This is a genomic window from Fodinicurvata fenggangensis DSM 21160 (assembly GCF_000686045.1).
GTDB lineage: Bacteria > Pseudomonadota > Alphaproteobacteria > Kiloniellales > DSM-21159 > Fodinicurvata > Fodinicurvata fenggangensis.
This window is the reverse complement of record NZ_JMLV01000002.1, coordinates 449493-467070: the sequence shown is the minus strand read 5'-3', so window position 1 is coordinate 467070 and position 17578 is coordinate 449493. Positions and strand designations below refer to the sequence as shown.

Sequence of the window (17578 nt, the reverse complement as noted above, 5' to 3'; positions counted from 1 at the left end):
GGGCCGGAGCTGTCAGTTCGCCTCTGGCTGGCCGCCGGCCACCGGCGAGAGATTTTCCTCCCAACCGCCACCCAGGGCCTTGAACAGCGATGCCGTCGCGTTCAGGCGGGCGCGCATGGCGTCCACCAGTGCGAGTTCGGCATCCAGAAGGTTGCGCTGGGCGTCCAGCACATCGATGAAACCGACGAAGCCCTCGTCATAGCGCAATTGCGCCATGCGCACCGTATCCTCGATGGCTTCGACCTGACGGCGCACGCTCTCCACGCGGTCCGCGGACGTCTGATAGAGGGTCAGGGCGTCGCGCACTTCCTGGAAAGCCGTCAGAACCGTCATGCGGTACTGCGTCTCTGCCTGATCGCGCAGGGCTTCGGCGGTATCCACGCGCGCCGCCCCGCGGCCGAAGTCCAGGATCGGGCCCAAGACCGAAGCACCCCGGGTCCAGGTGGTGGCCGGTGCCGTCAGCATATCGGCGAACTCGATGGCCGTGCTGCCCAGCAGGAAACTCAGATTCAGCTGAGGAAACCGCTCAGCCTCGGCCACACCGATCTGGGCCGTTGCCGCTTTTAGGCTGGCTTCGGCCGATCTCAGGTCGGGACGCCGCTTAAGCAGGTTCGAAGGCAAGAGGGAGGGCACCTCTTTTGGCAGGTTCAGGTCGGTCAATTCACCCGGGCCAAACCGCAACTCTTCCATGAGCTCGCGCGGCGTCATGCCAACCAGCACCGCCAGGGCGCTGCGCAACTGTTCCACACGCTGCTTGGCCCCCGGAAGCTGTGCACGCGTCGTCGCCAGTTCGGACTCCGCCTGGCGCAGCACCAGCGCATCGGTCTGGCCGGCGTCATAGCGGGCCTGTTCCAGCGAGAGGGTTTCCTCGCGGCTCTCGATCGTGCTTTCCAGTATGAAAACTTCGCGTTGGGCCGCACGAAGGTTGGTATAGGTGGTCACCACATCGGTGATCGTGGCGAGTTCGATGGCATCGTGGGTAAAGACCGATTCCTCGAGCGAGGCTTCCGCCGCCTCCTCACTGCGGGCCAGGCGCCCCCAGAGGTCGATTTCGTAGCCAAGCTGCCCCGAAAGCTGATAGAGATTCTGGGCTTCTCCCGTCGATGGCGGGATGGTGGAGCGTTCCGACGGGCTCTGGCGTGTCGCTTCGGCCTGCCCGTCCAGGGTCGGCAGGCGATTGGCCTCGGCCAGGCCCAGACGTGCCCGCGCTTCCTGGATCTGCTCCGCGCGCAGGCGGATGTCCAGGTTCTGGTCCATGGCCCGGTTCACCAGGAGACTCAGCGTGGGATCGCCAAAGCGCGTCCACCAGTCTTCCCAGCCTTCCCGCTCTGCCTCCGAAAGCAGGCTGTGCTCTGGCAGCTCCTGTGGAAGGTCGATTTCCGGCGCCTCGTAATCCGGCCCCATTGCACAGCCCGTCAGAAAGGCTGCCGCAAGCAGCGACAGGGCCTGCAGATGCAGCTTCTTATGCATTCTCGGTCTTTCCTTCCTTGCTGCCGGTCTGCTTATGGCGGCCAAACAGGCGATCCGAACCGTCGACAATCAGCTTGTAGAACAGCGGCACGAAGATGAGCGCCAGGGAACTGGCGGCGATCATGCCGCCGACCACCACCGTGCCGATCTCGACCCGGCTGGCCGCACCGGCTCCGGTGGAGAACACCAGGGGCATCGTGCCAATAATGAAGGTCAGCGACGTCATGATGATGGCCCGGAAGCGCTGCCGAACGGCGGCCATGGCCGCGTCCATCGTTTCCATGCCCTCCTTGCGATTCTGGTCGGCAAACTCGACGATCAGGATTGCGTTCTTCGCCGACAGGCCGATCAGGACCAGCAGGCCCACCTGGAAATAGACGTCGTTGGGCAGGCCGCTCAGGAAGACCGCAAGGGCCGCCCCCAGAATACCGAATGGAACGGCGGTAAGGACCGCGATAGGCAGGGCCCAGCGTTCGTACTTGGCCGACAGGATCAGGAAGACCATGATCATGCCCATCAGGAAGGCGGTCTGCCCGGACCCGGCGGCCGCATCCAGCTGGTAGGCCTCGCCGGTCCAGCCAAGCTGGCTTTGCGGCGTCAGGATGCCGCTGGCGGCCTCCTCCAGGGCATCCTTGGCCTGGCCGGTTGTGTAGCCGGGCGCGGCATCGGCCATGATCTTGGCGGCGGAATAGACGTTGAAACGGTTGATGATGTCTGGGCCGGGCTGGCGCTCAAGATCCACCACCGAACTCAGCGGGACCATGTTCCCTTCCTCGGAACGCACGAAGACGCGACGCAGGTCTTCGGGTTTGCTGCGGAACTCGCCTTCCGACTGCAGATTCACCTGCCAGTTCCGGCCCTGGTACGTGAAGTCGTTGACATACATGGACCCGAAGGTGCTCTGCATGGCCTGGAAGATGGAATTGATGGGCACCCCGGCGGCCTTGGCCTTCTCACGGTCCACATTCGCCTCATAGCGCGGTATATCGGTCTCCAGCGTGGTCCGCGCATTGGTCAGCTCCGGACGCTGGTTGGCCGCCCCGGCAAGCTTGTTGCCCAGGGCCCGGATTTCTTCCGGGGTGGTTTCACCACGAACCTGAAGATAGCCTTCGACACCGCCGGTCAGGGACAATCCCATGATCGGAGGCGGCAGGAAGGAAATAACCGTGGCCTCAGGCACCTGTGCCCCGGCCCCCATGATCTTTCCGGCCACCGACTGTGCATCCTGGCCCGGACCCTGGCGTTCGTCCCAATCTGTAAGGTTGGCAAAGCCGACACCTGCCGAAGTACGCTGTGAACTGGCGATGATGTCATAGCCCGCGAAGGTCGTGTAATCCTCGATCTCGTCCATGGACAACAGCATCTGGGAGACCTTGTCCCGGACCGCTTCCGTGCGGCCCAGGGCCGAAACGGGTGGCAGCTGATAGGCCACCAGGGCCACGCCCTGGTCCTCCTGGGGCACCAGGCCCGGAGGCAGACGGTTGATCAGGAAGGCAACGGATCCGAGCACGACCACGAAGACCAGGATGCCCAGCACGGCATGGCGCAGAAACCAGTGCACCGTGTTGGCGTAGCCGTTCGATATCTTCTGGAAACCGGCATTGAAATAGCGGAAGAACCAGGATTCCTTTTTGGATTCCGCCTTGCCGAGCAGCAATGCGGACAGCGCAGGTGCCAGCGTCAGCGCAACGATGCCCGAGAACATGACCGAAACGGCAATGGTGACGGCGAACTGGCGGTAGAGCTCGCCCGTCATGCCGCTCAGGAAGGCAACTGGCGCAAAGACAGAGATCAGGGTCAGGGTGGCAGCCACCACGGCCCCCGCCACCTGTTTCATGGTGGCAACCGCCGCATCATGGGCCGAGAGACCCTCTTCCTTGATGAGCCTGTCCACATTTTCCAATACAACGATGGCATCGTCGACCACAATTCCGATGGCCAGCACCAGTCCGAACAGCGTCAGAAGGTTGATCGAGAAGCCAAGCGCCAGCATGCCGGCAAAGGTCCCGATCAGGGAAATCGGGATGGCGATCACCGGGATCAACGTGGCGCGCAGGCGCTGAACGAACAGATAGGTGACCAGAATCACCAACCCGAGCGCAATCAGAAGGGTTGTCACCACCTCCTCGACCGAGGCCTGGACAAATTCGGTGGTGTCATAGGGAATGCCGTAATCCAGATCCTCGGGAAAGCGTGATTGCAAGTCTGTTAGAAGGCTCTTGACGTTCTCCGCGGTTTCCAAGGCATTGGCGCCCGGCTGCAGGTAGATCCCGATGGGCACCGCCGCTTGGCCATTATAGGTGGCCGAGAAGGCATAGTTCTGGGCCCCCAGTTCAGCGCGCGCGACATCGCCGAGCCGCAGCACGGACCCGTCGTCGTTCGAGCGCAGGATGATGTTCTCGAATTCCTCAGGATTCTGAAGCTGGCCTTCCGTGGTGATGGAATAGGTAAAGACCTGGTCCTCCGGCGAGGGCTCCGCGCCCATGAGGCCTGCCGCAAACTGGGCATTCTGCTCACGCAAGGCAGCTGCCACGTCGCCCGGTGTCAGGTCGAACTGCGCCAACTTGTCCGGGCGCAGCCAGATACGCATGGAATAGTCCTGCGCGCCGAACAGAGAGGCATCGCCAACCCCGGGCAGGCGAACAAGCTCGTCCAGGACGTTCAGAAGGGCATAGTTACTGATGTAGAGCGGGTCATAGGTTCCCTCGGGGGAAAACAGGACCGGCACCATCAGGATACTGCTGGAACGTGCCTCGACGCGCACACCCTGGTCGCGCACCGACTGGGGCAGGCGGGCCATGGCCGCCTGGACACGGTTGTTCACGTTGATGGTGGCCTGGTCCGGGTCGGTCCCGATCTCGAAGGTGACCGTCAGGCTCATGCTGCCGGAGTCCGTATTGGTGGACTCCATATAGATCATATCGTCGACACCATTGATCTCCTGCTCCAGCGGCGCCGCCACGGAGTCCGCTATCGCCTGGGCGCTCGCCCCGGGATAACTCGCCTGTACGACGATCTGGGGCGGCACAACGTCAGGATACTGCTCGACTGGCAGGATCCGGATGGCCGCCAAGCCAGACAGGACAATGATGATCGAAATGACCGAGGCAAAGATCGGCCGGTCGATAAAGAAGCGGAGCATCAGTTGCCCTCCCCGGAGGCGTCCTCTTGCTCAGCCTTCTGTCCGCCGGACGAATCGTTCGAAGCCTCCTGCGGATTGACGGTCATGCCATCCTGCACGGAAACCTGTCCGTCCACGATCACTTTCTCGCCGGCTTTCAGCCCCGAAGTCACCACCTGTTGGTTCTCGACGATCGGCCCCAGTTCCACGGTACGGGCATGCGCCACGCCGTCGCCATCGACCACGAAGACCCGCGCACCCTGGTTGTTCTCGCCGACAGCCTTTTGCGGTATGACAATGGCATCCTCCAGGGTCCGAAGCAGAATACGCACCCGCACGAACTGACCGGGCACGATGGAATTGTCCGGATTGGGAAAGATCGCGCGCGCCGAGACCGTGCCGGTTCGTGGGTCAATGGTGCTGGCCGTGAAGTCGATATGCCCCTTGCGCTCGTAGGACTTTCCACCGGGCAGGATCAGGGTGGCGTCCCGTCGGTGCTTGTCGCCATTCCCCTTGCTCATGGCCTCGCGTGCCTGCCGCTGCAGGCCGGCATCGTTCTCGGGCAGGGCAAAGCGGACATGCACCGGATCCAATTGTGTGATCCGACTGAGCAAGGCGCCGGGTTCGACCAGACTGCCTTCTGACTGGGCTTCCAGACTGGTGACACCAGCAATCGGTGCCACCACATCTGTATAGTCCAGTTTCAGGCGTGCTTGATCGACCTGGGCCGTGGCCAAAGCGAGGGAGGCTTTGGCCAGTTCCAGCGATGACAGGGCGGAATCACGCTCGCGTTCACTGATGGCATTCTGGTTGTACAGGCGCGAGACACGATTCCACTCGCGCTGCGCCTGCTGCACTTCCGCTTCGGCACGCTCACGGTCGGCACGGGCCGCCTGGAGCGACAGGGCAAAGGGTTCGGGATCGATTGCAAAGAGCGCGTCGTTTTCTTCGACAATCTGTCCTTCATCATAGAGGCGCTTTTGCAGGATGCCCTCGACGCGCGCACGAACCTCGACCTCGCGCGAGCCACGCACACGGCCGGCATAGTCCTGGACAATCTCGGTGTCCTCGCTTTCCGTCGTGACCACCATGACCTGTGGCGGCGGGCGCTCTCCGGCACCGCCACCTTGGGCACCCGCATTGTCTTCGTTGCCGCAGGCCGCAAGGAAAGCGGACAGGAACGTCACTGCCAATCCACGCATTAGGAAACCACTCGCTATCGCTGAAGTGCGCATGCCTCAGTCTTTCTTAAATATTGAATGCCGGATCACCGGATTGTCTGAAGGTTGCCCCCGTAACCATCAGCCCGTGCATAACAGGAAGTTTACACTTGCAACAGCCTTGCGATTGGCTTTTACATACATACACGATCGTTTGCAACGCTCAAAATTCTCACTGACAAGATAGACCGATGGCACGCCGCACCAAGGAAGAAGCTGAAGAGACGCGCCAGAAAATCCTTTCTGCTGCGGAAAACGTCTTTTACGAACGCGGCGTGGCGCATACCACCCTGGACATGATTGCACGCGAAGCCGGCGTGACACGTGGCGCCATTTACTGGCATTTCAAGAATAAGTTGCATCTTTTCACCGAGATGCATGAGCGAGTCCACCTGCCCATGCGCGAGATGTTCTTTCGCGTGATTCAGGACGGAAATCGTGAAGATAGTCTTTATGAGCTCGAGAATTTCTGTGTGGAGTCCCTGACGAGGGTCCACGAGGAAGAGCGTCTGAGGAAGGTCTATACCGTCATCCTGCTGAAATGCGAGAAATCGAGCAGCATGGAAGCGCTCAGTGAACGCAATCGGCAGACACGCCAGGAACTGACCACAGCGCTGACCTCATTTTTCGAACGACTCTTGGCGCGCGGCCAAATCCGCAGCAGAGTTTCCGGGGGCATCCTGGCCTTGGCGTTCCACAACTATATGGTCGGAATCTTTACCGATTACCTCAGTGCCCCGGAAAGCTACTCCATGCCCGAGGATGCCCGGGCATTGATGCAGGTTTTCTTCGACCCCCTGCGCCAATCCTGACATACGGCGCCTAGAGCAGGCGCCCTTGCCGAACTTCCCCACTCCCGGTCTCGCCCTTGCCAAGTGTGCCTCTATCCTTGGCCTTGCTATTCGCACCAGAGCTGCCTTTCCCGCTTGAGGCCCCAGAAGGACCGTTGCCAGCCGGGGATTCTCCCCCCGCACCGCTTGCCACCGGCACGCGCCCGTCGGCAAACTCGATCTCCAGCTCCTGGCCGACCGTCACCTGCTCAGCTCGTGTCACGATTGCGTCATCCCCCCGCACCACTGCATAGCCGCGCTCCAGCGTGGCCTTGTAGGACAGGGTTTCCAGAAGGCGCCCCACTGAATCAAGTTGAGCCGCCGCATCCGCCGCACGGCGTTCGGCTGCAGGGGCAAGCCGTTCACTGAGATGGCCAAGCGCCTGCTGCCCCTGTTTCAACTCCTGACGCGGCGGCGTCAGGGCCATGCGCTGCAAGGTATAGCTGCGTTCCGTCAGAAAAGCGCGAAAGGCCGGCTCAAGCCTTTCGCCAACCGCCCCAAGGCTCTGGGCAGCAAAGCGCTGTTGCTGGCGCGGGTGGGGCAAGCGGCCAGCATACTCGCGCAGATCGGCTGTCAGGCCACTGACACGTCCGCGCACAGCGACGTCCAGCCGTTCTGCCCGGTCATCCAGCTGCTGCTGCTTTTCGCCCAGCAGGCGGCGTGGGTCCGGCAGACCGCGGGCGAGGCCCTCGACACGCTGGCGGCGTTCGTCCGTCCAGCGATGGGCCGCACCCAGCAGGCGGCGCTCCAGATCCAGGGTTATGCTGACCAGTTCGGCGCGGACGGGTACGGCGATTTCAGCCGCTGCCGTGGGCGTGGGGGCCCGTCGATCCGAAGCGTAGTCGATCAGGGTGGTGTCGGTTTCATGGCCCACGGCTGAAATCAGGGGAATCTGCGAAGCCGCAGCAGCCCGCACGACGATTTCCTCGTTGAAGGCCCAGAGATCCTCCAGCGACCCCCCGCCCCGGGCGACGATCAGAACATCCGGCCGCGGCACCGGCCCTCCGGGTTCCAGCGCATTGAACCCCTCGATGGCACGCACCACCTGCTCGGCCGCACCCTCGCCCTGCACCAGGACCGGCCAGACCAGGACATGCCGGGGGAAGCGCTCGGACAGGCGATGCAGGATATCGCGGATCACGGAACCGGTGGGTGAGGTGACGACACCGATGACCTGGGGCAGGTAGGGCAGGGCGCGCTTGCGTTCGGCTTCGAACAGGCCTTCGCCGGCCAGCTTGCGCCGGCGCTCCTCCAGCAGCTTCAGCAAGGCGCCTTCGCCGGCCAGCTCCAGGGACTCGATCACGAGCTGGTACTTGGAGCGGGCGGGGTAGGAAGTGATGCGCCCCGTGGCCACCACGTCCATGCCATCCTCGGGCTTCAAGGTCAGGCGCCCGGCCAGTCCGCGCCAGCACACGGCGTCGATGACGGCATCGGCATCCTTCAGCGTCATGTAGAGATGGCCAGAGGCGGCGCGCTTGAATCCGGAGATTTCCCCGCGTATGCGTACGCGCTCGAAGGCACCTTCCAGGGTGCGCTTGATGGCGCCGCTGATCTCCGAGACGCTGAACTCGGGAAGATTGCCTTGCAGTTCAGCCTGGGGCGCGGTGGGTCTGGTGGATCGTGAATCACTCATGGGTCCAGGCTCCATGCTACAAGACGGTGATCGGCGAACAAGGGACGAGTTGGAAAAAATGCGGATTCTGGTGATAGGCGGCGGTGGTCGCGAGCATGCACTCTGTTGGGCCCTGGCCCGGTCCTCTTCCTGCACCGCGCTTTACTGTGCACCCGGCAACGCAGGCACGAAAGCCTGCGCCGAATCGGTGGCGATTGCGGCCGAGAGGGTCGAAGAGCTGGTCGATTATGCCCGAAAGCAGGCCATCGACCTGGTGGTGATCGGACCGGAAGCGCCTTTGGTCGCCGGACTGGCCGACCGCCTGAAGGCCGCCGGCATTGCCGCCTTCGGCCCCTCGGCTTCCGCGGCGCGGCTGGAGGGTTCCAAGGCTTTCATGAAGGATCTTTGTGCGCGGCACGGCATTCCCACTGCCGCTTACGGACGTTTCACCGACCTGGAAGAAGCCCGTGCCCACCTGCATCGCCAGGGCGCGCCCATCGTCGTCAAGGCGGATGGCCTGGCGGCCGGAAAGGGCGTGACCGTGGCCATGACCCTGGAGGAAGCCGAGACCGCGCTGGAAGAAACCCTGGTCAGCGGTCGCTTCGGGGACGCCGGGGGGGAAGTGGTGATCGAGGAATACCTGGAGGGTGAGGAGGTCAGCTTCTTTGCCCTCTGCGACGGTACGACCGCACGCCCCTTGGCATCGGCACAGGATCACAAGCGTGCGTATGATGGCGAGGCGGGTCCCAATACCGGTGGCATGGGCGCCTACTCTCCCGCGCCCCTCATGACGGACGCCCTGCAGGCCCGTGTCATGGCCGAAATCATCGAACCCACCATCGCCGCCATGGCCGCCGAGGGTTATCCCTATCAGGGTGTGCTCTATGCGGGCCTCATGGTCACACCCGAGGGCGAACCCCGCTTGCTGGAATATAACGTGCGCTTCGGCGACCCGGAATGCCAGATCCTGATGCTGCGCCTGGAAAGCGACCTCGCCGAGCTGTTGATGGCCACCGCCCAAGACAGGCTCGCCAATGCGGAGATCCGCTGGCGGCCGGAAAGCGCCATCACGGTGGTTCTGGCCGCCAGGGGCTATCCCGGAAGCTATGCCAAGGGCGAGACCATCAGAGGCCTGGATGCGGCAGCAGCCATGGAAGGCGTGACCCTGTTTCATGCAGGGACCAGCGAAGGACCGGACGGCAGCGTCCTGTCGGCCGGCGGGCGTGTTCTGAATGTCTGCGCCCTGGGTGCGGACCTGGCAACGGCACGCAACCGCGCCTATGCGGCCATCGCTCGCATCGACTGGCCGGGGGGCTACTACCGGCGGGATATTGCCTGGCGCGCCCTGGACTGGTGAGGTTCGGCCTTAGTGTGAGACGAAACTCAGGGGCACGCCCGTGGCTTCTTCGCGGGGAACGTGAATGCCTGCATCATCCAGGGTACAGGTGACCCCATTGCGCCGCAGGCAGGCCTCGGTCCGCTTCAGGTCCGCCGACAGTAGGGACAGCCCGCAGAGGCCTTCGCGGGCCTCCGGTGTGTCGGCCTGGGGCAGCAAGAGGATACGGCACTGGCCACAGGTCAAGATGGCCCGGCTATCCGATATCTCCAGGTTTTCGCTTCCCAGCAGAGCCGCATAGGCCATGGCGGCTTCGCCTGGTTGCGCGCAGGCAACCTGGACTTCGCGAACAGCCGTGGCCGCATTTTCGTGGCTGGTCCACTGCGGCTGCCAGACCATTTCCGGCGTCAGATGCTGGCAGATGAAGGCGGGAAAGGCTGGACTGGCCTCGGGGGCCGGATGCAGCAGGCGAAAGGCCGGCTCAACGGTGCCTTCGGGCAACTCCAGGCCGCGGCTCAAGTCCTTCGGTCCTCCGTGATCAACACCCTGGTCGCTCAGCAGACGGGCGGAGGCTTCGATATCCGAGGAAGCAAAAGCCAGGGAAAGCATGCCCTCGCCGCGTTCGGCCAGGAAGCGGTCCAGGTTGTTGGTGAACTGCTGCGCATCCACGATGCCCAACAGCTCCAGGTAATCGTAAGGGAACATGATGCAGTAGTTGGCCGTGCCCCAGCCGGCATGACGCCCCCGTGGCGTCAAGGTGAAACCCAGGCGCTCCCAGCCGCTGCGCGCAGCTTCCAGATCTTCAACGCCGATCAGTGCGTGATCCAGTGCCTCGACAGCCGTCTTCATCAGTTCGCCTCCCCGGCAAGCACGCGGCCCGCTATGGCATCCAGACGCGCGCAGGTTTCGGGATTGCGCCGCTCGGGCTGCGTGATCAGCGCATTGTCCAGGGCCCTGTGGCAGCCCTGCGTGCAGGGCTGCCTGCGCTCGGCCAGACGCGGCAGGACCGCCTTGATCAGGGCGCGGGCCTTCTCGGCATTCTGCATCAAAATCTTGACGACCTGTTCCACCGTGACGTGGTCATGGTCCGGGTGCCAACAGTCGTAATCCGTCACCATGGCAACACTGGCATAGCAAAGCTCCGCCTCGCGGGCCAGCTTGGCTTCCGGCATGTTGGTCATACCGATCACGTCACAGCCCCAGTTGCGGTAGAGTTGGGATTCGGCCTGGGTCGAGAATTGCGGGCCTTCCATGGCCAGGTAGGTGCCGCCCTTGCCAAAGGGTATGCCCACCTCTTCCGCTGCCGGCGCCAATGCGTCCCCCAGGCGCCCGCAAACCGGATGCGCAAGCGAGACATGGGCGACCAGGCCCTCGCCGAAAAAGCTTTTCTGGCGCTGGAAGGTCCGGTCGATGAACTGGTCCACCAGCACGAAATGTCCGGGAGGCAGGTCCTCCTTGAGGGAGCCCACGGCACTCAAGGACAGGATCTCGCTTACGCCCAGTCGCTTGAGTGCATCGATATTGGCGCGATAGTTGACCTCGCTGGGCGACAGCACATGACCCCGGCCATGACGGGGCAGGAAGACAACCGGCTGACCGTCCAGTTCACCGCAAAGCAGGGCATCGGACGGACGGCCGAAAGGGCTTTCGACCTCCCGCCATTCGGTTCTCTCCAGGCCCTCGATATCATAGACGCCGCTGCCCCCGATTATGCCGACGACCGGCGACGACACGGATTCGCTCATCTCCATCCCCCCCCGTACCTGAAATAATATCTGCGCCCCGATAGCAGGCCGCAGCCTAGCTCATGCAATGGCTGCGGTAAAAAGGAAAGGGCCGCTCGCAGGCGGCCCTTTCCCGGTTTCGTTACTGCATACCCCAGGCCTAGTGCAACTTGGCCCAAAGCTTGCGCTTGGCGGCATAGACCAGGCCCGTGAAGACCAGCAGGAACAGGATCACCTTGACCCCCATCTGCTTGCGGTCCTCCAGCTTGGGCTCCGCCGCCCACATCAGGAACTCGCTGATATCGGCCGACATCTGGCTGACCGTGGGCTCGGTGCCGTCGGCATATTCGACGATGCCGTTGCTCAGGGGCGGCGCCATGGCGATCTGGTGGCCGGAAAAGTACTCATTGTAGTACATGCCCGACATCAGCTCGACATCCTCGGGCGCCTCCGTATAGCCGGTCAGCAGCGCATAGATGTAGTCGGGTCCGGCCGGCCGGGCCTTCGCCATCAGCGAGAGATCCGGTGGATAGGCGCCGCCGTTGGCGGCACGCGCGGCTTCCTCGTTTGCGAAGGGCGGCGGGAACTTGTCCGAAGCCTCGGCATCCCGCATGAACATCTCGCCGTTCTCGTCGGGACCGTCCTCGACAGAGTACTTCGAAGCAATGGCACGGATCTCCGCGTCGTCGTAACCGAGATCCGACAGGTTGCGGAAAGCCACGAACCGCAGGCTGTGGCAGGACGAACAGACCTGGTCGTAAACCTGGAAGCCCCGCTGCAAGGCGCCGCGGTCATAGGTCCCGAAGAATCCCTGGAAGGACCAGTCCCGCTCGGGAATCTCGACGCCTTCGGCGGCAGTGGCCGCGCCGGCCGAAAGCAGCAGGCCGATTGCGGCCGTTATGGAAAGAGCGAGCTTCTTCATCAGGCTTTCTCCATCGGCTTGGCCTGAGAGGCACCACTGCCGTCTGACTTGAGGACCGGATCGCTGATCGAGGCCGGCAGAGGCTTGGGACGCTCCAGACGGCCCAACAGCGGCAGGATGATCAGGAAGTGCGCGAAGTAGTACGCCGTCGCGATCTGGCCGATGGTCACCCAAGGCTGCTCCGGCGGCTTGGCACCGACATACCCCAGAACCAGGCAGGCCACCACCAGCACCCAAAAGAACTGCTTGTGCAGCGGACGGAAGCGCGAGCTGCGCACCGGTGAACTGTCCAGCCACGGCAGGAAGAACAGCAGGAGGATCGAGCCGAACATGGTCAGCACGCCGCCCAGCTTCGCATCGATCAGAACGATGCCCGTGAAGGGGATCGAGATATCGAAAGTGATCGCACGCAGCATGGCGTAGAAGGGCAGGAAGTACCATTCGGGCACGATGTGCGCCGGCGTCACCAGCGGATCGGCCTCGATGTAGTTGTCGGGGTGCCCCATGTAGTTTGGCGCATAGAATATGAACAGCGCAAAGAGGATCAGGAAGATCCCCAGACCGAACATGTCCTTCACCGTGTAATAGGGGTGGAAGGGGATCTTGTCCTGCGGCCCCTTGGCATCGATGCCCAGCGGATTGTTGGAGCCAAAGCGATGCAGGGCCCAGAGGTGCAGGAAAACCACCGCGGCAATCACAAAGGGCAGCAGGTAGTGCAGGCCGAAGAAACGGTTCAGCGTCGGGTTGTCGACGGAGAAACCGCCCCACAGCCAGCTGACAATGCTGTCACCCACAAGGGGTATGGCCGAGAAGAGGTTGGTGATCACCGTGGCGCCCCAATAGCTCATCTGACCCCAGGGCAGCACGTAGCCCATGAAGGCGGTGCCCATCATCAGCAGCAGGATGATCACACCCAGGCCCCAGAGTATCTCGCGCGGCGCCTTGTAGGATCCGTAATAGAGCCCCCGGAACATGTGCAGGTAGACCACGATGAAGAAGAACGAAGCCCCGTTCATGTGGATGTAGCGGATCAGCCAGCCGAAGTTCACGTCGCGCATGATGCGCTCGACGGAATCGAAGGCATGATCCACATGCGGCGTATACTGCATGGCCAGCAGCAGCCCCGTGGCAATCATGATGACCAGCGCGATTCCGGCCAGCGAGCCGAAATTCCACATGTAGTTCAGGTTGCGTGGGGCCGGATAGTCGACGAGGTGTTCGTTGACATACGAGAAGACCGGCAGACGGTGATCAAACCACTTGATCACGCGGTTGTTTGTCTTGAGACCGCTCATGCTTCGATTATCCCTTAGCCGATCACGATCGTGGTGTCGTCGGCGAATTCATAGGTGGGCACATCCAGGTTGCGAGGTGCCGGGCCTTTGCGAATCCGGCCGGAGGTGTCGTAGTGCGACCCGTGGCAGGGACAGAACCAGCCGCCGAAATCCCCCTTGGGATCACTGGAGCTTTGGCCAAGCGGAATACAGCCCAGGTGCGTACAGATCCCGACCATCACCAGCCATTGCGGCTCGATGACACGTTCGGCATCGGGCTCGGGATCGATCAGGTCGTCCAGAGGCACCTCTTCGGCTGTCTCGATTTCCTCTGCCGTGCGGTGGCGAATGAAAACCGGCTTGCCCTGCCAGGTGATCGTGATGGCCTGGCCTTCCTCGATCGGGCTCAGGTCTACACGGCTCGTTGCCAGCGCGCGGATGTCCGCTGCCGGATTCAGGGAGTCGATCAGCGGCCAGACGGCCGAGGCCGCTCCGACTGCACCGACGGCTCCAACCGCCAGATAGAGGAAGTCGCGCCGCGACGTTCCCTCGTCATCGTGCCCGGCACCACCCTGCCCGGCATTCGCACTGTCTGCCATGTCTCTCCGTATCCCCTCGTCGTTACCGCTCGATGACCGGCCACGGTCGCATAGGGGCGACCGGGATCATATCTACCGAAGGTGAGGAACGAAATAAACCCGCCATACCCCCGATTTGTCACGGTCCTTGCGGCGCATCGCCGCAGAGGCGCACTGGTCACCTTGCATGACCGGCTGCATATAGAGGAAATTCCGCCCCAAAGTAAAGGCCACGACACCTGCTCCCTGCCAAGAATTTATTCCGTGTTCCAGACAGGCACGTTCATGGCCGTGCGGTTTCCTCATTCACAACGCGGACCACTTCGCCATGCGCCTGGCGCTTTTTCAACCCGACATTCCCCAGAACACGGGCACGCTTCTGCGCCTGGCCGCCTGCACCGCGGTGCCTGTGGACATCATCGAGCCTTGCGGCTTTGTCTGGGACGACCGCCGGCTGCGTCGTGCAGGCCTGGACTACATTGCCAGCACCCTGGTGACGCGGCACGCCAGCTGGCAGCGCTATCGCGAAAGCGCGCCTGGCCGGCTGGTGTTGCTGACGACCCGCGGCGATACCCGCTACAGCGATTTCACCTTCGACAGTGGCGACACACTGCTTCTGGGCCGCGAATCCGCCGGTGTGCCCGAGGAGGTCCATGCGGCCGCCGCCGCACGACTCGTGATTCCCATGGCCCCGGGCCAGCGTTCGTTGAACGTGGCCGTGGCCGGTGCAATGGTACTGGGCGAGGCTCTGCGCCAGACCGACAACTTTCCCCGCACGCAAGGACAGGACGGATGACGGCTTTTCAGGACATCACAGAGGTTAGCGCCCGCAAGGAGGAAGCCAGCCGCTGGTTCGCCGACCTGCGCGATCGCATCTGCGCGGCATTCGAGGCCCTGGAGGACGAACTCGCCGGCGAGAACGCCGAACGTTTCAGCGACACACCGCCAGGGCGCTTCGAACGCAAGGCCTGGGACCGCCAGGACGACGACGGCACGCCCGGCGGCGGCGGGGTCATGTCCCTCATGCACGGGCGCGTGTTCGAGAAGGTCGGGGTCAACATCTCGAGTGTCCATGGCAAGTTCCGGCCCGAATTCGCCAAGCAGATCCCGGGCGCGGAAGAGGACCCGCGCTTCTGGGCCAGCGGCATTTCCCTGGTGGCCCACATGCAGAGCCCTCTGGTCCCGGCCGTGCACATGAACACCCGGCACATCGTCACGACGAAAAGCTGGTTCGGCGGCGGCGCCGATCTCAACCCCATGTACCCTGACGACAAGGACACAGCGGACTTTCACAAGGCCCTGAAGGACGCCTGCGACCGTCACGACCCCGCGTACTATCCCCGCTACAAGGAATGGTGTGACGAGTACTTCATGATCCCGCACCGGGGCGAGGCCCGGGGCGTGGGGGGCATCTTCTTCGACTACCTGGAAAGCGGGGACCACGAGGGCGACTTCGCCTTCACCAAGGATGTCGGCGAAGCCTTCCTGGACATCTATCCCCAGCTGGTCCGCCGCCACATGCAAAGACCCTGGACCGAGGAGCAACGCCAGCACCAGCTGTTCAAGCGCGGGCGTTATGCCGAGTTCAACCTGATCTACGACCGTGGCACCCAGTTCGGCCTCAAGACCGGCGGCAATGTGGAAGCTATCTTGATGTCCCTGCCACCGCTCGCGGCCTGGCCTTGAGTTCTATTCGCCCTGTCCGCGCTCGCTGAAGCGCGGCATCAGATGGATGCCCTTGGTCAGCAGCGAGACGGCCGCCCCTACGCCCGCCTCGATGCCGTTGCGCTCGGCCACATGCTGTGGAACCGAGAAATGCAGCGGCAGGTTCGGCGCATGGTCAGGATATAGCGTTATGTGGGCCGTCTGCCCGACCTTCAGGGCCTGGCCGATCACGCCGGGAACCGGGTTCTCGTGCTCTCCGCGCGAAGGACGGTCGCGCCGGTGCAGCACGACGAATCCGTCCGGAATGACCCAGTCGACCGGATCGCCGACCCCGATGCCGGCCGGCACCTGCACCTCCATGCGCAGGCCGGCCCAGTCCAGGACGCCCTGCCGGCCTGTTTCCTCCAACGAGACCAGCCGTCCCTCGAACAGGTTGCGCAGTTCCACGAGTCGCGCAATGTCCGGTGAAGCGGGCCTGTTGATCACCTCCTCGGGCGGGCCGCTCTGCAGCGTTCGGCCGCGATGGAGCACCACCAAGCGGTCGGCCAGCATGATTGCTTCATCCAGGTCGTGGGTCACCAGCACGACCGGCATGTCCAGGTTCTGGCGCAGCTGGGCAATCTCGCGATAGAGCCGCTGGCGGGTGGCCTTGTCCACCGCCGAGAAGGGTTCGTCGAGCAACAACGCCCTGGGCCGCCGCGCCAGAGCCCGGGCCACGGCTACACGCTGCTGCTGTCCGCCGGACAATTCCGCGGGATAGCGTGATTCCAACCCCGAGAGATGCACCATCTCCAACAGTTCGCGGCCGCGGCGCTGCCGCTCTTCCCGCCCGGCCTTCGCCATCGCCGTCATGACGTTGCCGAGCGCGGTCATGTGCGGGAAGAGAGCATAGCTTTGGAAAACCATGCCCACGGCACGGTGATGGGCGGGACGGTTGAGCCCGCGTGCCGAATCCAGCCAGGTCTCGGCATTCACCTGCACCTGGCCCGCCTGGGGACGATAGGTGCCGGCGATGGACCGCAGGATGGTGGACTTGCCGCTGCCCGAAGGCCCCACCAGCGCCAGCACCTCACCCGCCGCACAGGCAAAGTCCGCGGCCAGCGGAATCGGCGCCTGCTGGTGCAGCGAGACGGCAAGGCCACCTTCCGTCGTCATCCGAGGCGGCGCCCCAGGCGGCGGGAGAAGGCGAAGGTCAGCGCGATGGTCGCCAGCGAGATGGCCAGCAGCAGCGCCGACATCTGGCCCGCGGCCACGTCGTCGAAGGCCTGGACGCGATCATAGATGGCAATGGCGATGGTCCGGGTCTCACCTGGAATGGATCCGCCCACCATCAGGACGATGCCGAATTCTCCCAGGGTATGAGCAAAGCTGAGCACCATGGCCGTCAGGATGCCGGGCCAGGCCAGGGGCAACTCCACGCGCAGCAGCGCCTTCCAGGGAGACAGGCCGCAACAGGCCGCTGCCTCGCGAACCTCGGCGGGAATGGCCTCGAACCCACGCTGCATGGGCTGGATGGCAAAGGGCAGGTTGAAGATGATCGAGGCCAGCAGCAGGCCCTCGAAGGTAAAGACCAGCGGCTGGCCGAATGCCGCCTGCCAGAACTGGCCCAGGGGTGAGGCCGCACCGAAGGCCACCAGCAGGTAATAGCCGAACACGGTGGGCGGCAGGACCAGGGGCAGGGCGACCAGTGCTTCCACGAAGCCCTTGCCGCGGAAGGAGCGATAGGCCAGCCAACGCCCGGCCAGGATGCCGATGGGCAGAAGGAACAGCAGGGTCAGGGCGGCCAGGCGCAGCGAGAGCCAGAGGGCGGTCAGGTCCATCTGCAC

The 17578-nt window shown here is 63.5% G+C and carries 15 protein-coding genes; 4 read left to right on the top strand and 11 right to left on the bottom strand.

Going from position 1 to position 17578, the window contains the following annotated elements; all coding sequences use genetic code 11:
* Window positions 1-12: 12 nt before the first annotated feature.
* From BP38_RS0105390 to BP38_RS19170, 3 genes are read right to left on the bottom strand one after another with little or no spacing between them, the layout of a single operon-like run.
* Window positions 13-1470, bottom strand: a complete 1458-nt coding sequence (locus BP38_RS0105390) for an efflux transporter outer membrane subunit (protein WP_026986900.1) — start codon at window positions 1468-1470, stop codon at window positions 13-15.
* Window positions 1463-4612 (bottom strand): efflux RND transporter permease subunit, encoded by a 3150-nt coding sequence (locus BP38_RS0105385; protein WP_026986899.1) that lies wholly within the window; start codon window positions 4610-4612, stop codon window positions 1463-1465. The genes BP38_RS0105390 and BP38_RS0105385 overlap by 8 nt, the downstream gene beginning before the upstream one ends.
* A complete protein-coding gene (locus tag BP38_RS19170; RefSeq protein WP_211250228.1) occupies window positions 4612-5778 on the bottom strand; it encodes an efflux RND transporter periplasmic adaptor subunit in 1167 nt (388 codons plus the stop codon). The genes BP38_RS0105385 and BP38_RS19170 overlap by 1 nt, the downstream gene beginning before the upstream one ends.
* Window positions 5779-6002: 224 nt before the next feature.
* Between BP38_RS19170 and BP38_RS19165 the strand changes: the two genes are divergently transcribed.
* Window positions 6003-6623 carry a TetR family transcriptional regulator gene (locus tag BP38_RS19165; protein WP_035723649.1) on the top strand — a complete coding sequence of 207 codons (621 nt, stop codon included), beginning with the start codon at window positions 6003-6005 and terminating at the stop codon, window positions 6621-6623.
* Between the two features lie 10 nt (window positions 6624-6633).
* On the opposite strand, the gene xseA is transcribed toward BP38_RS19165, so the two are convergent.
* A complete protein-coding gene (gene xseA / locus BP38_RS19160) occupies window positions 6634-8274 on the bottom strand; it encodes an exodeoxyribonuclease VII large subunit (protein WP_081816465.1) in 1641 nt (546 codons plus the stop codon).
* A gap of 58 nt (window positions 8275-8332) precedes the next feature.
* Between xseA and purD the strand changes: the two genes are divergently transcribed.
* Window positions 8333-9610, top strand: coding sequence for a phosphoribosylamine--glycine ligase (gene purD / locus BP38_RS0105365; protein ID WP_026986898.1), 1278 nt, complete (start codon window positions 8333-8335; stop codon window positions 9608-9610).
* Window positions 9611-9619: 9 nt separating this feature from the next.
* On the opposite strand, the gene BP38_RS19155 is transcribed toward purD, so the two are convergent.
* The 5 genes from BP38_RS19155 to petA all read right to left on the bottom strand — a co-directional run bounded on the left by BP38_RS19155 (window position 9620) and on the right by petA (window position 14108).
* Complete coding sequence (locus BP38_RS19155) at window positions 9620-10438, bottom strand: VOC family protein (protein WP_051608996.1); 819 nt, start codon at window positions 10436-10438, stop codon at window positions 9620-9622.
* Window positions 10438-11334: an S-methyl-5'-thioadenosine phosphorylase gene (locus BP38_RS0105355; protein WP_026986897.1), complete on the bottom strand. Its 897-nt coding sequence runs from the start codon at window positions 11332-11334 to the stop codon at window positions 10438-10440. The genes BP38_RS19155 and BP38_RS0105355 overlap by 1 nt, the downstream gene beginning before the upstream one ends.
* A 139-nt stretch (window positions 11335-11473) precedes the next feature.
* The gene (locus BP38_RS0105350) at window positions 11474-12235 is read right to left on the bottom strand and encodes a cytochrome c1 (RefSeq protein ID WP_026986896.1); all 762 of its coding nucleotides are present in this window, start codon (window positions 12233-12235) and stop codon (window positions 11474-11476) included.
* Window positions 12235-13530 (bottom strand): cytochrome b, encoded by a 1296-nt coding sequence (locus tag BP38_RS0105345; RefSeq protein ID WP_026986895.1) that lies wholly within the window; start codon window positions 13528-13530, stop codon window positions 12235-12237. Before BP38_RS0105345 ends, BP38_RS0105350 begins: the two co-directional genes overlap by 1 nt.
* 14 nt (window positions 13531-13544) lie before the next feature.
* The gene (petA, locus tag BP38_RS0105340) at window positions 13545-14108 is read right to left on the bottom strand and encodes a ubiquinol-cytochrome c reductase iron-sulfur subunit (RefSeq protein ID WP_026986894.1); all 564 of its coding nucleotides are present in this window, start codon (window positions 14106-14108) and stop codon (window positions 13545-13547) included.
* A gap of 307 nt (window positions 14109-14415) precedes the next feature.
* Between petA and BP38_RS0105335 the strand changes: the two genes are divergently transcribed.
* Both BP38_RS0105335 and hemF read left to right on the top strand, forming a co-directional pair.
* Window positions 14416-14883, top strand: a complete 468-nt coding sequence (locus BP38_RS0105335) for a tRNA (cytidine(34)-2'-O)-methyltransferase (protein WP_026986893.1) — start codon at window positions 14416-14418, stop codon at window positions 14881-14883.
* A complete protein-coding gene (gene hemF, locus BP38_RS0105330) occupies window positions 14880-15773 on the top strand; it encodes an oxygen-dependent coproporphyrinogen oxidase (protein ID WP_026986892.1) in 894 nt (297 codons plus the stop codon). The genes BP38_RS0105335 and hemF overlap by 4 nt, the downstream gene beginning before the upstream one ends.
* A gap of 3 nt (window positions 15774-15776) precedes the next feature.
* On the opposite strand, the gene BP38_RS19150 is transcribed toward hemF, so the two are convergent.
* Together BP38_RS19150 and modB are read right to left on the bottom strand one after the other, a co-directional pair.
* A complete protein-coding gene (locus BP38_RS19150) occupies window positions 15777-16907 on the bottom strand; it encodes an ABC transporter ATP-binding protein (protein ID WP_035723646.1) in 1131 nt (376 codons plus the stop codon).
* Window positions 16904-17572: a molybdate ABC transporter permease subunit gene (gene modB, locus BP38_RS0105320; RefSeq protein ID WP_026986891.1), complete on the bottom strand. Its 669-nt coding sequence runs from the start codon at window positions 17570-17572 to the stop codon at window positions 16904-16906. Before modB ends, BP38_RS19150 begins: the two co-directional genes overlap by 4 nt.
* Between the last annotated feature and the right edge of the window lie 6 nt (window positions 17573-17578).